General features: G+C 60.0%; 17 protein-coding genes. 14 read left to right on the forward strand and 3 right to left on the reverse strand.

The window, feature by feature from the left end; translation table 11 throughout:
- Positions 1-19 precede the first annotated feature (19 nt).
- The 5 genes from ACOQFT_RS04585 to ACOQFT_RS04605 all read left to right on the forward strand — a co-directional run bounded on the left by ACOQFT_RS04585 (position 20) and on the right by ACOQFT_RS04605 (position 6384).
- The gene (locus tag ACOQFT_RS04585) at positions 20-529 is read left to right on the forward strand and encodes a c-type cytochrome (protein WP_421596898.1); all 510 of its coding nucleotides are present in this window, start codon (positions 20-22) and stop codon (positions 527-529) included.
- Between the two features lie 174 nt (positions 530-703).
- Entirely contained in the window at positions 704-2608 is a 1905-nt protein-coding gene (locus ACOQFT_RS04590) for an extracellular solute-binding protein (RefSeq protein ID WP_421596858.1), read from the forward strand.
- A 9-nt stretch (positions 2609-2617) separates the two neighbouring features.
- Positions 2618-3703 carry a microcin C ABC transporter permease YejB gene (locus ACOQFT_RS04595; RefSeq protein ID WP_421596859.1) on the forward strand — a complete coding sequence of 362 codons (1086 nt, stop codon included), beginning with the start codon at positions 2618-2620 and terminating at the stop codon, positions 3701-3703.
- On the forward strand, positions 3704-4810 hold the full coding sequence (locus ACOQFT_RS04600; protein ID WP_421596860.1) for an ABC transporter permease: 1107 nt from the start codon (positions 3704-3706) through the stop codon (positions 4808-4810).
- Positions 4807-6384 carry an ABC transporter ATP-binding protein gene (locus ACOQFT_RS04605; RefSeq protein WP_421596861.1) on the forward strand — a complete coding sequence of 526 codons (1578 nt, stop codon included), beginning with the start codon at positions 4807-4809 and terminating at the stop codon, positions 6382-6384. Before ACOQFT_RS04600 ends, ACOQFT_RS04605 begins: the two co-directional genes overlap by 4 nt.
- 20 nt (positions 6385-6404) lie before the next feature.
- Here the strand turns inward: ACOQFT_RS04605 and ACOQFT_RS04610 are convergent, their stop codons facing one another.
- On the reverse strand, positions 6405-8333 hold the full coding sequence (locus ACOQFT_RS04610) for an elongation factor G (protein WP_421596862.1): 1929 nt from the start codon (positions 8331-8333) through the stop codon (positions 6405-6407).
- A gap of 175 nt (positions 8334-8508) precedes the next feature.
- Positions 8509-9864 carry an oxygen-independent coproporphyrinogen III oxidase gene (hemN, locus tag ACOQFT_RS04615; RefSeq protein WP_421596863.1) on the reverse strand — a complete coding sequence of 452 codons (1356 nt, stop codon included), beginning with the start codon at positions 9862-9864 and terminating at the stop codon, positions 8509-8511.
- 61 nt (positions 9865-9925) lie between these two features.
- Here hemN and fnrL point away from each other — a divergent pair, with 61 nt between their 5' ends.
- Both fnrL and ACOQFT_RS04625 read left to right on the forward strand, forming a co-directional pair.
- Entirely contained in the window at positions 9926-10669 is a 744-nt protein-coding gene (fnrL, locus tag ACOQFT_RS04620) for a transcriptional regulator FnrL (RefSeq protein WP_421596864.1), read from the forward strand.
- 74 nt (positions 10670-10743) lie between these two features.
- Entirely contained in the window at positions 10744-10995 is a 252-nt protein-coding gene (locus ACOQFT_RS04625; RefSeq protein WP_421596866.1) for a GlsB/YeaQ/YmgE family stress response membrane protein, read from the forward strand.
- 43 nt (positions 10996-11038) lie between these two features.
- Here the strand turns inward: ACOQFT_RS04625 and ACOQFT_RS04630 are convergent, their stop codons facing one another.
- The gene (locus ACOQFT_RS04630; protein WP_421596867.1) at positions 11039-11878 is read right to left on the reverse strand and encodes a universal stress protein; all 840 of its coding nucleotides are present in this window, start codon (positions 11876-11878) and stop codon (positions 11039-11041) included.
- A gap of 194 nt (positions 11879-12072) precedes the next feature.
- On the opposite strand from ACOQFT_RS04630, the gene ccoN reads away from it, so the two are divergent.
- The 7 genes from ccoN to ACOQFT_RS04665 all read left to right on the forward strand — a co-directional run bounded on the left by ccoN (position 12073) and on the right by ACOQFT_RS04665 (position 18713).
- A complete protein-coding gene (ccoN, locus tag ACOQFT_RS04635) occupies positions 12073-13680 on the forward strand; it encodes a cytochrome-c oxidase, cbb3-type subunit I (protein ID WP_421596868.1) in 1608 nt (535 codons plus the stop codon).
- A 15-nt stretch (positions 13681-13695) separates the two neighbouring features.
- Complete coding sequence (ccoO, locus tag ACOQFT_RS04640) at positions 13696-14424, forward strand: cytochrome-c oxidase, cbb3-type subunit II (protein ID WP_421596870.1); 729 nt, start codon at positions 13696-13698, stop codon at positions 14422-14424.
- A gap of 10 nt (positions 14425-14434) precedes the next feature.
- The gene (locus ACOQFT_RS04645) at positions 14435-14620 is read left to right on the forward strand and encodes a cbb3-type cytochrome c oxidase subunit 3 (protein WP_421596871.1); all 186 of its coding nucleotides are present in this window, start codon (positions 14435-14437) and stop codon (positions 14618-14620) included.
- A complete protein-coding gene (gene ccoP / locus ACOQFT_RS04650; RefSeq protein WP_421596873.1) occupies positions 14617-15480 on the forward strand; it encodes a cytochrome-c oxidase, cbb3-type subunit III in 864 nt (287 codons plus the stop codon). The genes ACOQFT_RS04645 and ccoP overlap by 4 nt, the downstream gene beginning before the upstream one ends.
- 368 nt (positions 15481-15848) lie before the next feature.
- On the forward strand, positions 15849-16724 hold the full coding sequence (locus ACOQFT_RS04655) for a LysR family transcriptional regulator (RefSeq protein ID WP_421596874.1): 876 nt from the start codon (positions 15849-15851) through the stop codon (positions 16722-16724).
- 101 nt (positions 16725-16825) lie between these two features.
- A complete protein-coding gene (gene ccoG, locus ACOQFT_RS04660; RefSeq protein ID WP_421596876.1) occupies positions 16826-18253 on the forward strand; it encodes a cytochrome c oxidase accessory protein CcoG in 1428 nt (475 codons plus the stop codon).
- A gap of 1 nt (position 18254) precedes the next feature.
- Positions 18255-18713 carry a FixH family protein gene (locus ACOQFT_RS04665; protein ID WP_170673338.1) on the forward strand — a complete coding sequence of 153 codons (459 nt, stop codon included), beginning with the start codon at positions 18255-18257 and terminating at the stop codon, positions 18711-18713.

The raw sequence follows: 18713 nt of genomic DNA on the forward strand, positions 1-18713 counted from the left end.
TGAAATGGACACGCGATCAATGTTCGACACGATGACAGTTACCAAGGCCGCCGCAGGCCTGTTTGGCACCTTCCTGGTGTTGCTTCTGGCAAAATGGGGCGCCGAGGCGCTGTACCATGCCGATGGGCATGGCGAGACGGCCTCTTATATCATCGAAACCGAAAGCGCGGGTGAAAGCGCCGACGGTGAAGAGGTGGTATTCGAAGACATGCTGGCCGCCGCCGATCCGGACAAGGGCGCGAAGGTCTTCCGCAAATGCTCGGCTTGCCACAAGCTTGAAGATGGCGCCAACGGAACCGGCCCATACCTGTACGGCGTTGTCGATCGCCCGGTCGCCTCGGCGAATGGCTTTGGCGGCTATTCGCCTTCGATGCAGGCCCATGGCGGCAACTGGACACCGGAAGCGTTGGACGCATTCCTGACGAACCCGAAAAGCTATATCTCGGGCACTTCCATGAGCTTTGCCGGCCTGAAAAAACCGCAGGACCGCGCCGATCTGATTGCTTACCTGCAGACCATCGGCAACTGATCCTGTGATCAACTGCACTGAATTTCAAAGCCGCTGCCCCGCGCAGCGGCTTTATTTTTGCCTTACGACATCTTCACAAAGCGTTCACGCATTCTAAACTTGAACCTGACAGTGCTGGTCATTTAGCTGGCACGCATAAGATTAATGGCAGAGGCCAAGCAGGGGATGAGCAAGATGAGATCCAACAGAGTATCCGGTCAGGCGCGCGCATTGGATGTCAGGGGTTGGGCTTATACGTCGATGCTGGGGCTGTTTCTGGTCCTTTTGGCGGCAACGCAGCTGATTGCCGAAGAAAAGATCATCAAAAGCTACGGGTTCTCTGAGTTCAAAGACCTGAAGTACCCCGAAGGCTTTGCCCATTTCGATTATGTGAACCCGGACGCGCCGCGCGGAGGAGAGTTGTCCTATGCCGCACAGGGGACGTTTGACAGTTTCAACCCCTATACACGGCAGGGCCGGGCGGGCGCCCGGTCTGCAGATCACTACGAAAGCCTGCTGGTCCCGTCTTATGACGAACCTGCATCCTATTACGGCCTGCTGGCCGAAAGCTTGGAATATCCTGAAAGCTATGATTGGGTGATTTTCAACATCCGACCGGAGGCACGGTTTTCCGACGGCACGCCGGTGACGGCCGAGGATGTCGTCTTTTCCCACAATCTGCTGCTGGACCAGGGGTTGAAATCCTATGCCGACGCAATTCGCTTGCGAATCCCCAAGGCCGAGGCGCTGGATACCCATCGCGTAAAGTTCTATTTCTCGCCGGATTTCCCGCGCCGGGGCCGGATATCGCAAGTTGGGGCCACGTCGATCTTCTCGAAGAAATGGTTCGAGGCAGACCCCGAAAACCGGCGGCTGGACAAGTCGCGGCTTGATCCGGGCATCGGCTCGGGACCCTATGTTCTGGACAGCTATGACATCAACCGACGCATCGTCTACAAGCGCAACCCCGACTATTGGGGAGATGACGTCAACGTAAACGTGGGCCGCAACAACTTTGACACCATCCGCATCGAGTATTTCGCCGATTCCATCGCCGCGATGGAGGGCTTCAAGGCGGGCACATTCACGCTGCGGCAGGAAAACAACTCGAAAAGCTGGGCAACGGCCTATGATTTTCCCGCGATTGCAAACGGCGATGTGGTTCGGGCCGAGCTGGAAAATGGCAACGTCCCGTCGGCGTCGGGCTTTATCATGAACCTTGACCGCCCCAAGTTCCAGGACCCCCGCGTGCGCGAGGCGGTCCAGTTGGCCTATAACTTTGAATGGACCAATGAAAGCCTGCAATACGGGTTGTTCCAACAGCGCAGTTCGTTCTGGGAAGGAACGCATCTTGAGGCAACCGGCCTGCCCGAAGGGCGCGAGCTTGAGGTCCTGAAAGAACTGGGCGACGCGCTGGACCCGGCAATCCTGACCCAGGAACCGGTCTCGGCGCATGAATCCAAGCCCGCACGCCAGAATGACCGCCGCAACTTGCGCAAGGCGATGAAGCTGCTGGACGAAGCTGGCTGGCTGGTTGGGGACGACGGCATTCGTCGCAACGACAAGGGCGAAGTGCTGTCTATCGAATTTTTGTCAGACCAGCCGACGCTGGACAGGCTCATTCAGCCTTTTGTCGCCAACCTTCGGGCAATGGGAATCGATGCGAGCTATAACCGGGTGGACAACGCCCAGTTCACCCTGCGCCGCAGGGACCGCGATTTCGACATGATCGTTGGCGGATATCCGAAATCATTGCAGCCTTCGACCGGGTTGTATCAGCAGTTCGGAACTGAGGCTGCGTCTTATTCGGTCTTCAACCCGTCGGGCGTGCATGGCCCGGACATCGAGCCGCTGATCGACAACATCGCGTCAGCCGAGGAGAGTGAAGAGCTTTTTGCCAATGTCCGTGCCCTGGATCGTGTCCTGCGGGCCAAGCGGATCATGGTGCCGACATGGTATCTGGGCAAACACTGGGTCGCGTATTGGGATATTTATGAACACCCCGAAAACCTGCCGCCTTATGAGTTGGGTGTCGAGGATTTGTGGTGGATCAACGCCGAGAAAGAAGCCGAGTTGAAGTCCTCGGGTGCGTTGAGGTAAGCCGCCCTCATGGGAGCATATATTCTAAGACGCCTGTTGCTGGTCATTCCAACCCTGCTTGGGATCATGATCGTCAACTTCACGCTGGTTCAGTTTGTCCCCGGCGGTCCGATTGAACAGATCATCGCCCAGATGGAGGGCGGTGGTGACGTGTTCGAAGGCATCGCCGGCGGTGGCAGCGACATCGAGCAGCAATCCGGCGGCGTGAACGATCGCTATGTCGGTGCACGTGGTCTGCCACCCGAATTCATCGAAGAGCTTGAGAAAGAGTTCGGGTTCGACAAACCGCCGCTTGAGCGGTTCCTCGACATGATGGGAAATTACCTGACGCTGGATTTTGGTGAGAGCTATTTCCGCTCGATCAGCGTGATTGACCTGGTGCTGGAAAAGATGCCGGTGTCGATCTCGCTGGGCCTGTGGTCGACGCTGATTGCCTATCTGGTGTCGATCCCGCTGGGTATTCGCAAGGCGGTCAGGGACGGATCGCGGTTCGACACCTGGACCAGCGGTATGATCATCGTGGCCTATGCCATCCCCGGCTTTCTGTTCGCCATCCTGTTGCTGGTGCTGTTCGCCGGTGGGTCGTACTGGCAGATTTTCCCGCTACGGGGGCTGACCTCGGACAATTGGGACAGCCTCAGCCTGTTTGGCAAGATCGCCGACTATTTCTGGCACATCACTCTGCCGGTCATCGCCCTGACGATTTCCGCCTTTGCGACGCTGACCCTGTTGACCAAGAACTCGTTTCTGGATGAGATCAAAAAACAGTACGTCATGACCGCGCGCGCCAAGGGCCTGAGCGAGGGCAAGGTGTTGTACGGCCATGTTTTCCGCAACGCCATGCTGATCGTGATCGCGGGTTTTCCTGCGGTGTTCATCGGGGTGTTCTTCAGCGGCTCGATCATCATCGAGACCATCTTCTCGCTGGATGGTTTGGGCCGCCTGGGGTTCGAGGCGGCCGTGGCGCGGGATTATCCGGTGATTTTTGGGACGCTGTTCATCTTCGGTCTGATGAGCCTCGTCGTCGGCATCATCAGCGACCTGATGTATGTGCTGGTCGATCCGCGCATCGATTTCGAAAAGCGGGAGGGGTAAATGGCGCTGTCTCCGCTCAACCAGCGCCGCTGGCGCAACTTCCGCCGCAACGGCCGGGCCTTCTGGTCGCTGATCATATTCTCGGTGCTGTTCGGCCTGTCGCTGTTTGCAGAGTTCATCGCCAACGACAAACCGATCCTGGTGAAATACCGGGGTGAGTTCTACACGCCGATCTTCAACTTCTACCCGGAAACCGAGTTCGGCGGTGATTTCCAGACCGAGGCGATTTATCGCGACCCCGAGGTACAATGCCTGATCGACAGCGGCGGGATCGAAGACTGTTTCGACGATCCCGAAGGCATCATTGATGAGATCAAGGCCGGGACCTATCAGGCTGGCGGGTTCGAACGTGGATGGGCCATCTGGCCGCTGATCCCCTATTCCTTCAACACCAGTGTCGATCGTCCGGGGGCCGCACCGCTGCCGCCCAACGGGCAGAACCTGTTGGGAACGGATGACACCAAACGCGATGTGCTGGCGCGGGTGATCTACGGCTTCCGCCTGTCGATCCTGTTCACGCTGATGGTCACCGGTGCGGCCAGTATCGTCGGTATCTTCGCCGGGGCCATTCAGGGCTTTTTCGGCGGCTGGCTGGACCTTGTGTTCCAGCGCATCATCGAGATCTGGTCGGCCACGCCGTCGCTTTATGTGATCATCATCATGTTCGCCATTCTGGGGCGCAGTTTCTGGCTGCTGGTGGCGTTGATGATCCTGTTCAGCTGGACTGGATTGGTCGGGGTCGTGCGGGCCGAGTTCCTGCGGGCGCGGAACCTTGAATATGTCCGCGCGGCGCGGGCGCTGGGCGTGGGCAACATGACCATCATGTTCCGCCACATGCTGCCCAACGCGATGGTGGCGACGCTGACTTTCATGCCGTTCATCGTGACCGGCACTATTGCGGGTTTGGCCTCATTGGACTTCCTCGGCTTCGGCCTGCCATCCTCGGCCCCGTCGCTGGGGGAACTGACCCTGCAGGCCAAACAGAACCTGCAGGCGCCGTGGCTGGCCTTCACCGCGTTTTTCACCTTTGCCATCATGCTGTCGCTGCTGGTCTTCATCTTTGAGGGCGTGCGCGACGCGTTTGATCCCAGAAAGACCTTCTCATGAGCCTGCTGGAAGTGAACAACCTCAAGGTCTCGTTCCGGCAGGACGGGCAGATCAGCGCGGCGGTCAAGGGCGTCTCGTTTACCGTGAACCGCGGGGAAACCGTGGCTCTGGTGGGCGAATCCGGCTCGGGCAAATCCGTCACCGCCCTGTCCACCGTGTCCCTGCTGGGCGACAGTGCCATTGTCGAAGGTTCAGTGAAATACGATGGCGACGAGATGATCGGTGCCTCGCAGGACAAGCTGATGGATGTGCGCGGTAATGACATCAGCTTTATCTTTCAGGAGCCGATGACCTCGCTGAACCCGCTGCACACGATCCAGAAGCAGATGGCCGAGTCATTGGCTCTGCATCAGGGGCTGACCGGTGACGCGGCGCGGGAACGCATCGTCGAATTGCTGACCAAGGTCGGCATCCGTGATCCGCGCGAGCGGCTGGACAGCTATCCGCATCAGCTGTCGGGCGGGCAACGGCAGCGGGTCATGATCGCCATGGCGTTGGCCAACAAGCCCGATATTCTGATCGCGGACGAGCCGACAACGGCACTGGACGTGACCATTCAGGCGCAGATCCTGGAACTGTTGGCCGAGCTGCAGAAATCCGAAAACATGGGAATGCTGTTCATCACTCATGATCTGGGCATCGTGCGACGCATCGCCGACCGGGTCTGTGTGATGAAGGACGGCGAGATCGTCGAAACGGGCGCCACCGCCGAGATTTTCGACAACCCGCAGCATCCCTATACGCGCAAGCTGCTGGGGGCCGAACCCTCGGGCCATCCCGATCCGGTCGCACAGGATGCGGAAGAGGTCGCCCGGACAAATCACCTGAAGGTCTGGTTTCCAATCCAGCGCGGGTTCCTGAAACGGACCGTGGGCTATGTCAAAGCGGTCAACGACGCCACGCTGAACGTCCGCGCGGGCGAGACATTGGGCATTGTCGGCGAAAGCGGCTCGGGCAAGACCACGCTGGCGCTGGCGATCATGCGGCTGATCGCGTCCGAGGGCGGGATCACCTTCCGCGATCAGGACGTGCGCCGCTGGTCCACGCGTCAGTTGCGGCGGCTGCGCAAGGATATGCAGATCGTGTTTCAGGACCCGTTCGGCAGCCTGAGCCCGCGGATGACCTGCCAGCAGATCATCGCCGAGGGGCTGGCGATCCACAAGGTCGACCCTCACCGCGCCCCGCGTGAACTGGTGGCCGAAGTGATGACCGAGGTCGGCCTCGACCCGGCTGCGATGGACCGTTACCCGCACGAGTTCTCAGGTGGGCAGCGCCAGCGCATCGCCATCGCGCGAGCCATGGTGTTGCGGCCCAAGCTGCTGGTGCTGGATGAACCGACCAGCGCGCTGGACATGACGGTGCAGGTGCAGATCGTTGAGTTGCTGCGCAACCTGCAGCGAAAATACGGGTTGGCCTATCTGTTCATCAGCCATGACCTGAAGGTCGTGCGCGCCATGTCCCACAAAGTGATCGTCATGCGGAACGGCGACGTTGTCGAAATGGGCACGGCCGAGGACCTGTTCGAAAACGCCCAGACCGATTACACCCGCGAACTGATCGCGGCGGCGGGCTGAGACCAGCCCGCCACGTTTCTTCAGGCGCTGGCCGTTTCCTGCGATGCCGATTTCGGCACCGGTCCGCGCAGCTCTTGATAGTGATCAAAGCTCAGCTTGACCCAGCCGGTGCCGCGTGTGGCACTGGCGAGGGTGCGGTGCAACTCATCCTCGGCCACGGCGGGCAGTTGGGCGTTGAAAATCTCCCAGCCCGAGGCGTTGGGGTTGCTTTCGAACCCCAGAACCTGACCCTGCAGCGAACTGATGGTCGGGACCAGATCGCCGACGAAATCCGAGGGCAGGTGGATCTCGGCGTTCAGGATTGGTTGCAGGACCACCGGTTTGGCTTGTGGCAAGGCCTCGCGCACCGCGTTCTTGCCTGCGGTGCGGAACGCATAATCCGAGCTGTCCACATTGTGGTGCTTGCCATCGCTCAGCGTGACTTTCACATCGACCACCGGAAAGCCCTCGGGCCCCTGCGCCAGCGCATCCTTGGCCCCGTGTTCGACCGAGGGGATATAGTTCTTGGGCACCGCGCCGCCCTTAACAATTTCTTCGAACTGGAAGCCCGCCCCACGCGGCATTGGCGCGACCGAGATCACCACATCGGCAAACTGCCCGGCACCACCGGATTGCTTGCGATGGCGGTGGCGATGTTCGACAGGTGTGCGGATGGTTTCGCGATAGGCGGTTTCAACCTGTTCGGTCGCGATTTCGATGCCGAAATCCTCGGCCAGCTTGGCGGTGACGCGCCGCATGTGCTGCGGCCCTTGCGAGCCCAGAATGGCGTGGCCGCTCAATTCATCCTGCTCCAGGTGCAGGCCGGGGTCGATTTCGACCAGACGGGTCAGGGCGTTTGACAGGCGCACGTCGTCGCGTTCATGCGCGGGGGACACGATTTGACGAAAGGCGATGGGATGCGAGGACGCCCATTCCGGCAGCGGTGTCGCCTCGGTACTGTCAAAAAGGTTGCCGGGATTCAGGTGGTCGGACTTGACAGCCAGCCCGATTTGCCCGGCAGGCAGGTCCGCGATCTGCGTCTTGGCATCCAGTGTGGTCAGGTTGCCGACGGTCTCACCGCCCAGATTCTCATGCGCTTTGACGCCATCACCCAACCCGCGCAAGACGACGATCTTGCCGATATGTTTCTTCACATCCGCAAACCCGGCAATGGCGCGGGCATTCTCGGCTGCCTCGTCACGGTCGGCGGCGATGTCGAACTCGGGTGCCTCATGCCGCAGCGCCTTCATCAGGCGAGTCAGGCCGTTGCCGTGGCTGGCCGCACCCAAACAGGCCGGGATAAGTTGGTGGTTCTGCAGCACCTGCGCGGCCAGATCGTAAACCTCGTCACTGGGGGGCTGCTTGTCCTCGATTAGTTGTTCCAGCAGGTTGTCGTCGAAATCCGACAGGGTTTCCAGCAACTCGGTGCGGGCCTCCTGCTCGCGGTCCTCGACCGATTTCGGCAGTTCGATCAGGGCCGAGGGCTGCCCCTCCTGGTATTTCCACGCCCGTTCCGAGATCAGGTCGACCGCGCCGATGATCGTGTCTCCCTCGCGGATCGGCACCTGCCGCAGGGCGATGTGGTTGGTGCAATAGGTCTGAAGCGCCGCGATGATGTCGCGGATGCGCCCGCCTGGATTGTCCATGCGGTTGATGAACAAGAAACAGGGAATGCCCGCCTCTTCGACCAGCCGCAGGTAGGGCGCACACAGGACGGCGGCATTCGGGTCGGGCGGGACGACCACCACGGCAGCGTCCGAGATTGCCATGGCCGGGCCGACATAGGCCAGATTGTCGCCGCCGCCATCGACGTCAATCGCGCACCAGGGCTCGCCCAAGTAAGAAAAACCGTGCAAATGCACGGTTCCGGAAACGTCGAATGTGATGGGCCGGTCGTCGAGGCGGCTTATGGCCTCGACCAGAGTGGTTTTGCCCGATTGGCTGGGGCCGAGGACGGTGAAAACGCGCATAGGTGCTGTCCCTCTTTCAAATTGCAGATCGACTGCACGAAAAGGGTAGCCTCACGCGAATGCGTCGGCGCAATTGTCTGTTACTTGGCCTGCCTCAGATGCGGGCGAGACGCCGCCCGCCCTGCAAGTGTGTGAAAAACCGACCCGTCGCGTCAAGCCCTGACCTCTTGGCGGGTCAGATGGCCGAGCTGTGGCCGGCTTTACTTAGATCATAGGCGTCAAAGCTGCGTGCGATCATGCGGGTCAGCGGGCGCGCATCGGGCGGGATGAACAACCCGTCCTTGTTGATGCGCAGCAACCCGTCAAAGGCGCTGTTGGCATCCTGATACATGCGCTGCAGCTCGGCGGCTGTGATATCGTGGTCGCGCAGTATCTCGGCGCTGTCGATTTGGAAATCGCACATCAGTGCCTCGATCAGCCGCGACCGCAGGATGTCCTGCCCTTTGAACAGGTGCCCGCGCGAGGTCGAGAACCGTCCCTCACGGATCGCCTTGGTATGGGCGGAGGTTGCGGGCGCGTTCTGCGCATAGCCCTGCGGGAAGCGCGAGATCGAGCTGGCACCGACACCGATCAGAACCTCGGCCTGATCGTCGGTGTAGCCCTGGAAGTTCCGCTTCAGCCGTCCGGCTTTCAGCGCGTGGGTCAGGCCATCGTCCTGCGTTGCAAAATGGTCGATGCCGATTTCCGCGTAGTTGTCCCACATGAACAGGCGGCGGGCGGTGTCGAACAGGTCCAGCCGCTCTTCGGGGGTGGGCAGGGCGTCTGACGGAATCAGCTGTTGCCGCTTGGCCATCCACGGCACATGCGCATAGCCATACAGCGCCACCCGGTCCGGGCTGAGCGACAGCAGTTTCTGTACGCTCTCCGTCATCCGGGTTTTGGTCTGATGGGGCAGGCCGTACAAGATGTCGGCGTTCAGGCTATTGATTCCGCGCGCACGGATCATGTCCACCGCTTCGCGGGTGGTGTCATAGCTTTGGATGCGCCCGATGGTCTTTTGAATCTCATCGTCGAAATCCTGCACCCCGATCGAGGCGCGGTTCATACCGGCCTCGGCCAGCGCGTCCAGACGGCCTTCGTCGATCTCGTTCGGATCGATCTCAACCGAAAACTCGGCGTTCGGCCCCAGCGGCACCACGTCCAGAATCCGCGCTGCCAGATCGCGCATCAGATCCGGGTTCAGCAGGGTCGGCGTACCGCCGCCCCAATGCAGGCGCGACAGGGTGATCCCTTCGGGCAGACGCTCGGCCAGCAGGTCCAGCTCGGCCTTCAGCACATCGACATAGGCAATGACCGGGTTGTCTGTCTGCGTACCCTGCGTGCGGCAGGCACAGAACCAGCACAGCCTGCGGCAGAACGGGACGTGGATATACAGCGAAACGGAACTGCCGGGCTTGAGGCCGGAAATCCAGTCGCCGTAAAGACTTGACCCCACATCATTGCTGAAATGGGGGGCGGTGGGGTAGCTGGTGTAACGCGGTACTTTCGCGTCAAATAGTCCAAGCTTTGCCAATTGTGGTTTTACTATCATGGCGATACGTTTAAGGGACGCCCCGGACGGATGCTTTGACCGAGATCAAGTGGAAACGCGCATGACATCGATACCCAAATTCGACCACACGAATTGCTCAGATTGCCCGATCCGGCACCGGGCCGTGTGCGCACGCTGCGATGCAGATGAACTGGAAGCGCTTGAAGGGATTAAGTATTACCGCAGTTTCGAAGCCGGCCAGACGATCATCTGGTCCGGGGATCAGATGAATTTTGTGGGCTCTGTCGTGTCGGGAATTGCATCGTTGACCCAGACGATGGAAGATGGCCGGACACAAATGGTCGGCCTCTTGCTGCCCAGTGATTTCGTTGGCCGGCCGGGACGTGATTCTGCGCCTTATGACGTTCAGGCAACCACCGATCTGGTCATGTGCTGCTTTCGCAAAAAGCCCTTCGAAGACCTGATGAGTTCAACACCGCATATCGCGCACCGGTTGCTGCAGATGACGCTGGACGAGTTGGACGCGGCGCGCGAGTGGATGCTGGTGCTGGGGCGCAAGACCGCGCGCGAGAAGATTGCCAGCCTGTTGTCGATCATCGCCCGCCGCGATGCCTCGATCAGCAATAAAAATAATACCGGCCCGATCATATTCGACCTGCCCCTGACCCGCGAGGCGATGGCGGATTACCTCGGCCTGACGCTGGAAACGGTCAGTCGGCAGATTTCGGCGCTGAAAAAGGATCAGGTGATTTTGCTGGAAGGCAAGCGCCACGTCACGATCCCCGACATGGGCCGCCTGATGGAAGAGGCCGGCGACGACTCGGATGGCGGGTTTCTGGTCTGACACGCTTGCGGCGTGACTGAGACTGCGCGCCGTGCTTAACTGGGCCTGAGTGGCGCAATCCTCAGGAGCAAGTCATGGAATTCAGTAGCATTCTGGCGATGCTGTTCATCGGCGCAATCGCCGGGTGGCTGTCGGGCAAGATCATGGAAGGCCGCGGCTTTGGCCTGATCGGCAACATCATCGTCGGTATCGTCGGAGCGTTTCTGGCCGGACTGATCTTTCCGGCACTGGGTTTCGCTGTCGGGGGTGGCGTCTTCTCCTCCATCTTCTTCGCGACGGTTGGCGCAGCGATCCTGCTGTTCCTGATCGGGCTGGTGAAAAAGTAAAAACCGCCCCCCCCGAGGGGCGGCTTATGCGATCATGTTTGGCCTAGTGGGCCAGGAACACCGGCACTGTGGATTGTTCCAGCATGTTCCGGGTCGCACCGCCCAGAATGGCTTCGCGGAACCGTGAATGGCCGTAGGCGCCCATCACGATCATGTCCGCTTCGGTGTCAGCGGCGTGCCGGTTCAGGATGTCCGACACGCGCGTCATGGTTTTGCTCAGTACGTCGATCTCGCATTTCACGCCGTGGCGGGCCAGCATCTGTGACAGCATCCCCCCGGGGTCCGACCGGTCGGGGCCGTGGCGCGGCGGATCGATGACGACGATGCGCACCAGATTGGCTTCGATCAGGAAGGGAATGGCGCGGCGAATGGCGCGCATGGCCTCGACGCTTTCGTTCCAGCCGATCAGGATCGTGCCGGGCCGCGCGAAGGGCGTGGCGTTCTGCGGCGTGATCAGAACCGGCGCGTGACCTTCGAACATTGCTGCTTCGACGATGGGTTCGGCCTCGGCGCCGCGATCCTCCCCGTAGGGTTGCGGCAGAATGACAAGGTCGGAGAACCGTGCACGATGGGCGACGTGGCGGCCGATATCCGATATCTGTGCCACCCCGCTTTCGGCGGACCAGCGGGTGTCGGTCTTGCCCAGATAGGTTTTGGCGTAGGACAGGATTTCCTCGGCTTCGGCATTGGCGCGGGTCAGCGTTTCCTGAAGAATCAGTGCGTTGGCGCCCGCGTAGTAATACCCGGTCTGGCTGCGGTCGACGCCCAGACAGAGCGCCTCGATATGTGCGTGCTGCGCTGATGCCAGCGCGGCCATTTGGGCCAGAGCCGGATCGCTCTGGCTTGTATCCGTCATGACGGTGAGAAGTGATTTGTAAGCCATTTTGACCTCGTGCCTGCAGAGCGCCTTGCTGCGGCCTGATGACCCAGCTGCAAGATTACGATTGTCACAGAAAACCGGCTATTGTCTTGACACAGATCAAAGCAGTTCTGGCCTCTGTCCGACAAAACAGCAGCCAGTCAAATAAGCCCTGTGACACATCAAGAATCGCGCGGGGCATGGCAAAGGGACGCAATATGTCAAATTACATCAAGCTGATCGTGCTTGGTCTGATCGCGATTTTCGCGGCGATCGGAACCAATTATGCACGCGATTTGGCGTATCAGGTGCACGCAATTCTGGTGATGGTGATCGCCGTTGGTTTGTTCATCTGGACGCTTAGAAACACCGATGAGCCAGATATTCTCGTGGATCGCTCCGGCGAATATATGGATGGGGTCATCCGCTACGGCGTGATTGCAACAGCGTTCTGGGGTGTGGTCGGGTTCCTGGCGGGAACCTTTATTGCGTTCCAGCTGGCCTTCCCGGTGCTGAACTTCGAATGGGCACAGGGTTACATGAATTTTGGCCGTTTGCGCCCGCTGCACACCTCGGCGGTGATTTTCGCATTTGGCGGCAACGCGCTGATCGCAACCTCGTTCTATGTCGTTCAACGCACAAGCGCCGCGCGCCTGTGGGGCGGCAATCTGGCGTGGTTCGTGTTCTGGGGCTACCAGCTGTTCATCGTGCTGGCTGCAACCGGTTACGTTCTGGGTGGAACCCAGTCGAAAGAGTACGCTGAACCCGAATGGTATGTCGACCTGTGGTTGACCATTGTCTGGGTGGCCTATCTGGCCGTGTTCCTGGGCACTGTGGTCAAGCGGAAAGAACCGCATATCTACGTGGCCAACTGGTTTTATCTGGCGTTTATCGTCACCGTTGCGATGCTGCACCTGGTCAACAATATGACCATTCCGGTCAGCATCTGGGGGTCGAAATCGGTCATCGTCTGGTCGGGCGTGCAAGACGCCATGATCCAGTGGTGGTACGGCCACAATGCTGTGGGCTTCTTCCTGACTGCAGGCTTCCTGGGCATGATGTACTATTTCATCCCAAAGCAGGCCGAACGTCCGGTGTTCTCGTACAAGCTGTCGATCATCCACTTCTGGGCGCTGATCTTCCTGTATATCTGGGCCGGTCCGCACCACCTGCACTATACCGCGCTGCCAGATTGGGCCTCGACGCTGGGGATGGTGTTCTCGATCGTGCTGTGGATGCCGTCCTGGGGTGGTATGATCAACGGTCTGATGACCCTGTCGGGCGCTTGGGACAAGCTGCGCACCGATCCGGTGATCCGGATGATGGTGATCTCTGTCGGATTCTACGGCATGTCCACCTTCGAAGGTCCGATGATGTCGATCCGTGCTGTGAACTCGCTCAGCCACTACACCGACTGGACCATCGGTCACGTACACTCGGGCGCGCTGGGCTGGAACGGCATGATCACCTTTGGCGCGCTGTACTTCCTGGTGCCCGTCCTGTGGAAGCGTGAGCGTCTGTACTCGCTGCAGATGGTCAGCTGGCACTTCTGGCTCGCCACCATCGGCATTGTGCTTTACGCCGCGTCGATGTGGGTGACCGGTATCATGGAAGGCCTGATGTGGCGCGAAGTGGATGCAAACGGCTTCCTGGTGAACTCGTTCGCAGATACCGTGGCAGCCAAGTTCCCGATGTATGTGGTGCGTGCTCTGGGTGGCGTAATGTTCGTCGCTGGCGCTGTGATCATGTGCTACAACCTGTGGATGACTGTGCGGAAGGCACCGGCCAAAGAGGCCAGCCTGACCGTCGCGGTCCCGGCTGAATAAGGAGGGCCGGTAGCTATGGCAATTCTCGACAAACATAAGATCCTCGAGACCAACGCGACCCTCCTGCTGATCTTCAGCTTTCTGGTCGTGACCATCGGTGGCCTGGTACAGATTACCCCGCTGTTCTATCTTGAGAACACCATCGAGAAGGTGGAGGGCATGCGCCCTTACACCCCTCTCGAAATGGCGGGCCGTGAGATCTACATCCGCGAAGGCTGCTACACCTGCCACAGCCAGATGATCCGCCCGATGCGGGACGAGGTCGAACGCTACGGCCACTACTCGCTGGCGGCCGAGTCGATGTATGACCACCCGTTCCAGTGGGGTTCCAAACGTACCGGGCCTGATCTGGCACGTGTGGGTGGTCGTTACTCGGACCAGTGGCATGTGGACCACCTGCGTGATCCGCAGTCAGTTGTGCCGGAATCGGTGATGCCAAAATACGGCTTCCTCGAGCACCGCAAAATCGACGGCAAGTATATCGGTGATGTCATGGCGGCCAACGCCATTGTGGGCACGCCCTATACCGAAGAGATGCTGGCCAACGCCCAGGCGGACTTTCGTGCACAGGCCGATCCGGACAGCGATTATGACGGGCTGCTGGAACGCTATGGCGACAAGGTCAGCATTCGCAACTTCGACGGTCAGCCCGAACTGACCGAAGCGGATGCGCTGGTTGCCTATCTGCAGATGCTGGGTACGCTGGTCGACTTCTCGACCTTTACCCCGGTCGCGAGCCGCTAAGGAGGGTGTGATGGAAGAATATACACTCCTGAGGCAATTCGCGGATAGCTGGATGCTGCTGCTGTTGTTTGCCTTCTTTGTCGGCATCGTGATCTGGGTTTTCCGCCCCGGCGCCAGCAAGGATTACAAGGATACCGCCAACATCCCGTTCCGGCACCAAGACAAACCGGCCACATCCGAGGAGGCGCGGCAATGAGCAAACCATCTGAAAAACTGCCGGGCGATCCAAACACAACCGGACATACCTGGGACGGCATCGAAGAATTCGACAATCCGATGCCGCGCTGGTGGCTGTGGACCTTTTACGCCACCATCATCTGGGCTGTGATCTACACGATCTTGTATCCGGCTTGGCCGTTGGTCCATTCGGCGACTGCAGGTGTTCTGGGCTGGTCCACGCGTGAAATCGTGCAAGAGGATATGGTGGCGTTCGAAGAGGCCAACGCGCCGTGGAATGCCAAACTGGTCGAAACATCTCTGGAGCAGATCTCGGCAGATGCCGAGCTGCAGCAATACGCCGTGAACTCGGGTGGCGCTGTATTCCGTACCTGGTGTGCGCAGTGCCACGGCTCGGGCGCGCAGGGTGCCACCGGCTTCCCGAACCTGTTGGATGACGCCTGGCTGTGGGGCGGTACGCTCGAGGACATCGAGTTCACCATTGCCCATGGTATCCGGAACGAGGAAAGCGACGATGCGCGCTATTCCGAGATGCCGGCTTTTGGCGAAATTCTCGAAGGCGAAGAGATTACTCAGGTGGTTCAGTTTGTCATGTCGCTGACCAATGCGCAGACCGACGATGCAGCGGCCCAGGCGGGCAAGGTTGTCTTTGAAGACAACTGTGCGGCCTGTCACGGCGAAGACGGTAAAGGCGATGTCACCCAGGGCGCGCCGAACCTGACCGACGCCATCTGGCTCTATGGCGGCAGCCAAGAGGCTCTGACCGAAACGGTGACCTACAGCCGCTTTGGCGTGATGCCTGCTTGGGAAAGCCGCCTGACTGACGCGCAGATCCGCGCTGTCACTGCCTATGTCCACCAGCTTGGTGGTGGTCAGTAAGGTTTAAAGAATACCTTCGGACGGTTCGCCGCCCGAAGGTTGAGGCACCGGCTGTTCCATCTGTTCGCGCGTTTCCTGAACAGCCGGTGCTACAACCCCAAACTAGTGTTCCGACCCGACCCGGTCCAGAGGCCCGTTATCTTGGGCCCGAACCTGTGACGCGCAAGCTTACTTTCCACCAGGGATCATCGCGCAACCGCTGTTTCGGTTTGTTGCGTGTTTCGGTTTGGGTGGCGACCATGAAGGTTCTGGCAAAAACAGACAGCATCTGACCTCTCCTGATTCTGGTTGCAATTGAGTCCAGGATTGATCTGCGAGCGTTAAAATGCGACTCAATTGGTATTTGGACGTGTAAGCAGGGTTTACATATGGATTGGTTGAAGATGCCGCCGCTTGCGTCGCTGAAGGCCTTTCATGCCTTTGCAGAAACGGGGAATGTGGTTCAGGCGGGCGCGTCGCTGAATGTCAGCCACGCTGCCATCAGTCAGCAGTTGCGCGCGTTGGAGAAACATCTGGGTGCCGCGCTGCTGGACCGAAGCGGAAAGTCCATGACCCTGACCCCCGCAGGCGAGAAGCTGGCCCGCGCCCTGCATCTGGGATTCGGGGCTATCGGCGATGCGGTGGCCGACCTGATGCACCTGACCGAGGATCGCCCGGTTCACATCTCGTTGACCGCGTCTTTTGCGGCCTCGTGGCTGATGCCGCGCCTGCCTGCCTTTCAACTCGACCATCCCGATATCCCTCTGGTATTGGACCCCTCGCCGGAATTGGTCAGCCTGCGCCCGGGCGGGGTGGATGTTGCGATCCGGTACGGGGATGGGAACTGGCCGGGCATGGTTTCAGACCTGTTGCTGCAAAGCCCGATTGTGATTGTCGCAGCGCCCTCGCTGCTGCAGGGCAGGGTCTCTATGACCCCGGACGAGCTTAGCCAGCTGCCCTGGCTTGAAGAACTTGGAACCACCGAGGCGACCTCGTGGCTGGCCCGGCAGGGGGTCGAACGCGGCCCCCGCGCCGGTCGTATCGTGTTACCGGGCAATCTGGTGCTCGAAGGGCTGCGGGCCGGGCAGGGGGTGACCGTCACGGCGCGGCATTTCGTCGAACCCGACATAAAAGCTGGCCGCCTTGTCGAACTGTTTTGCGAACCGGGTGAACGGGGCTATCATATTGTAACCGGCGATGCACCGCTGCGGCCTGCCGTCAAGGTTTTTGTGGCATGGCTCCGGCGGCAATCCGGTCGCATGTGACAAAAGGTGTCTGTGCGATGCGCTTTTGACCCATGTCAAAGTGGGACGTGTTGTGATTTGGGACAAGATGCCTAAAAAACAGCCACATCTGGAGCCAGCTCGTGAGCGATTCCGACCCCGCCCCCAGCCTATACGCCGCCAGGGAGCCCATCTTTCCCCGGCGCGTGTCCGGCCCTTTTAGAAACCTGAAATGGATCATCCTGGCGGTCACATTGGGGATTTATTATCTGACGCCATGGATCAGGTGGGACCGCGGCCCCAGCCTGCCGGATCAGGCGGTGCTGCTGGATCTGGCGAATCGTCGCTTTTACTTCTTCTGGATCGAGATCTGGCCACACGAGTTCTATTTCGTTGCCGGCCTGCTGATCATGGCGGGCCTCGGGCTGTTCCTGTTCACCTCGGCGCTGGGGCGCGTGTGGTGCGGCTATGCCTGCCCGCAGACCGTTTGGACCGACCTCTACATTCTGGTTGAACGCTGGATCGAGGGGGATAGAAACGCCCGGTTGCGTTTGCATCGGCAGGAAAAGCTGGACTTCCGCAAGGCCCGGCTGCGTTTTACGAAATGGACCGTTTGGCTGTTGATCGGCGTGGCCACCGGTGGCGCCTGGGTATTCTATTTTGCCGACGCACCGACGCTGCTGCGCGATCTGGTCACCGGCAACGCCCATCCTGTTGCCTATACAACCGTTCTGATCCTGACTGGCACGACCTTTCTGTTCGGTGGCTTCGCCCGCGAGCAGATTTGTATCTATGCCTGCCCGTGGCCGCGCATTCAGGCTGCGATGATGGACGAGGACACTCTGGTCGTTGGCTACCGCGAATGGCGCGGTGAGCCACGCGGTAAGGGCAAACGAACTGCGGATTCCGAGTTGGGCGACTGCATCGACTGCATGGCTTGCGTGAATGTCTGCCCCGTTGGGATCGACATCCGCGACGGCCAGCAGCTGGAATGCATCACCTGCGCACTGTGCATCGACGCCTGCGATGACATGATGGCCAAGATCGGCAAGCCGCGCGGCCTGATCGATTACATGGCGCTCAGCGATGAAACCCACGAGCGCGCGGGCGAGCCGCCCAAGAATGTCTGGAAGCATATCCTTCGGCCGCGGACGATCATGTATACGGCGATGTGGTCGCTGGTCGGCTTTGGCCTGCTGTTCGCGCTGTTCATCCGCTCGGATATCGATCTGACCGTAGCACCGGTGCGCAACCCGACCTTCGTGACCCTGTCCGACGGCACCATCCGCAACACCTATGACGTACGCCTGCGCAACAAACATGGTGAGGACCGGCCGTTCGAACTGTCACTGACCGGCGATCCGGCGCTGCAGCTGCAAATCGAAGGGATCGAGGGCAGCACTGTCAATGTCACCGCGGATACGGCACAATTGACCCGCGTTTACATCATTTCGGCAAAAGGCACCGGACCTGCGGCTGCGGCCTCTACACCTGTGCGCATTTGGGTCGAGGATGTGGAAAGTGGTGAGCGCGCCCACAAGGACACCACGTTCAATGGACGAGGGAACTAAGATGGCCGAACGTCAGTTCACCGGAAAGCACGCCCTGGCCGTGTTTGTCGCCGCCTTTGGCGTGATCATCGCCGTCAACCTCGTGTTGGCTTATAGTGCGGTCAAAACCTTTCCGGGGCTTGAGGTGAAGAACTCGTATGTCGCCAGTCAGGAGTTCAACGAGCGTCTGCAGGAACAGCAGGCGCTGGGTTGGACCATCCGCGCCGAAATGTCCGGCGGGCTGCTGATCCTGCACATCACCGACAAGACCGGCGCCCCGGTCAAAGTGACCGAATTGCAGGCCGTCGTCGGACGCGCCACCCATGTGAAAGAGGATTTCGCGCCCGATTTCACTTTTGACGGTCAGGCCTATGCAGCCCCGGCGGCTTTGGGCAAGGGCAACTGGAACATTCGTCTGGTGGCCAAGGACAGCTCGGGCGCCGAGTTCGCGCAGCGTGTGCCGCTGTATGTGAAGGGGTGA

It is taken from the genome of Ruegeria sp. MALMAid1280 (assembly GCF_049195285.1).
GTDB lineage: Bacteria > Pseudomonadota > Alphaproteobacteria > Rhodobacterales > Rhodobacteraceae > Ruegeria.

What these genes read in the sequence shown, in the direction of transcription:
- ACOQFT_RS04595 (WP_421596859.1), top strand. Translation starts at nt 2,618, where the DNA reads ATGGGAGCATATATTCTAAGACGCCTGTTGCTGGTCATTCCAACCCTG.
- ACOQFT_RS04610 (WP_421596862.1), bottom strand. Translation starts at nt 8,333, where the DNA reads ATGCGCGTTTTCACCGTCCTCGGCCCCAGCCAATCGGGCAAAACCACT.
- ACOQFT_RS04630 (WP_421596867.1), bottom strand. Translation starts at nt 11,878, where the DNA reads ATGGCTTACAAATCACTTCTCACCGTCATGACGGATACAAGCCAGAGC.
- ACOQFT_RS04655 (WP_421596874.1), top strand. Translation starts at nt 15,849, where the DNA reads ATGGATTGGTTGAAGATGCCGCCGCTTGCGTCGCTGAAGGCCTTTCAT.
- hemN (WP_421596863.1), bottom strand. Translation starts at nt 9,864, where the DNA reads ATGATAGTAAAACCACAATTGGCAAAGCTTGGACTATTTGACGCGAAA.
- ACOQFT_RS04645 (WP_421596871.1), top strand. Translation starts at nt 14,435, where the DNA reads ATGGAAGAATATACACTCCTGAGGCAATTCGCGGATAGCTGGATGCTG.
- ACOQFT_RS04590 (WP_421596858.1), top strand. Translation starts at nt 704, where the DNA reads ATGAGATCCAACAGAGTATCCGGTCAGGCGCGCGCATTGGATGTCAGG.
- fnrL (WP_421596864.1), top strand. Translation starts at nt 9,926, where the DNA reads ATGACATCGATACCCAAATTCGACCACACGAATTGCTCAGATTGCCCG.
- ACOQFT_RS04585 (WP_421596898.1), top strand. Translation starts at nt 20, where the DNA reads ATGTTCGACACGATGACAGTTACCAAGGCCGCCGCAGGCCTGTTTGGC.
- ACOQFT_RS04605 (WP_421596861.1), top strand. Translation starts at nt 4,807, where the DNA reads ATGAGCCTGCTGGAAGTGAACAACCTCAAGGTCTCGTTCCGGCAGGAC.
- ccoO (WP_421596870.1), top strand. Translation starts at nt 13,696, where the DNA reads ATGGCAATTCTCGACAAACATAAGATCCTCGAGACCAACGCGACCCTC.
- ccoP (WP_421596873.1), top strand. Translation starts at nt 14,617, where the DNA reads ATGAGCAAACCATCTGAAAAACTGCCGGGCGATCCAAACACAACCGGA.
- ccoN (WP_421596868.1), top strand. Translation starts at nt 12,073, where the DNA reads ATGTCAAATTACATCAAGCTGATCGTGCTTGGTCTGATCGCGATTTTC.
- ACOQFT_RS04625 (WP_421596866.1), top strand. Translation starts at nt 10,744, where the DNA reads ATGGAATTCAGTAGCATTCTGGCGATGCTGTTCATCGGCGCAATCGCC.
- ACOQFT_RS04665 (WP_170673338.1), top strand. Translation starts at nt 18,255, where the DNA reads ATGGCCGAACGTCAGTTCACCGGAAAGCACGCCCTGGCCGTGTTTGTC.
- ACOQFT_RS04600 (WP_421596860.1), top strand. Translation starts at nt 3,704, where the DNA reads ATGGCGCTGTCTCCGCTCAACCAGCGCCGCTGGCGCAACTTCCGCCGC.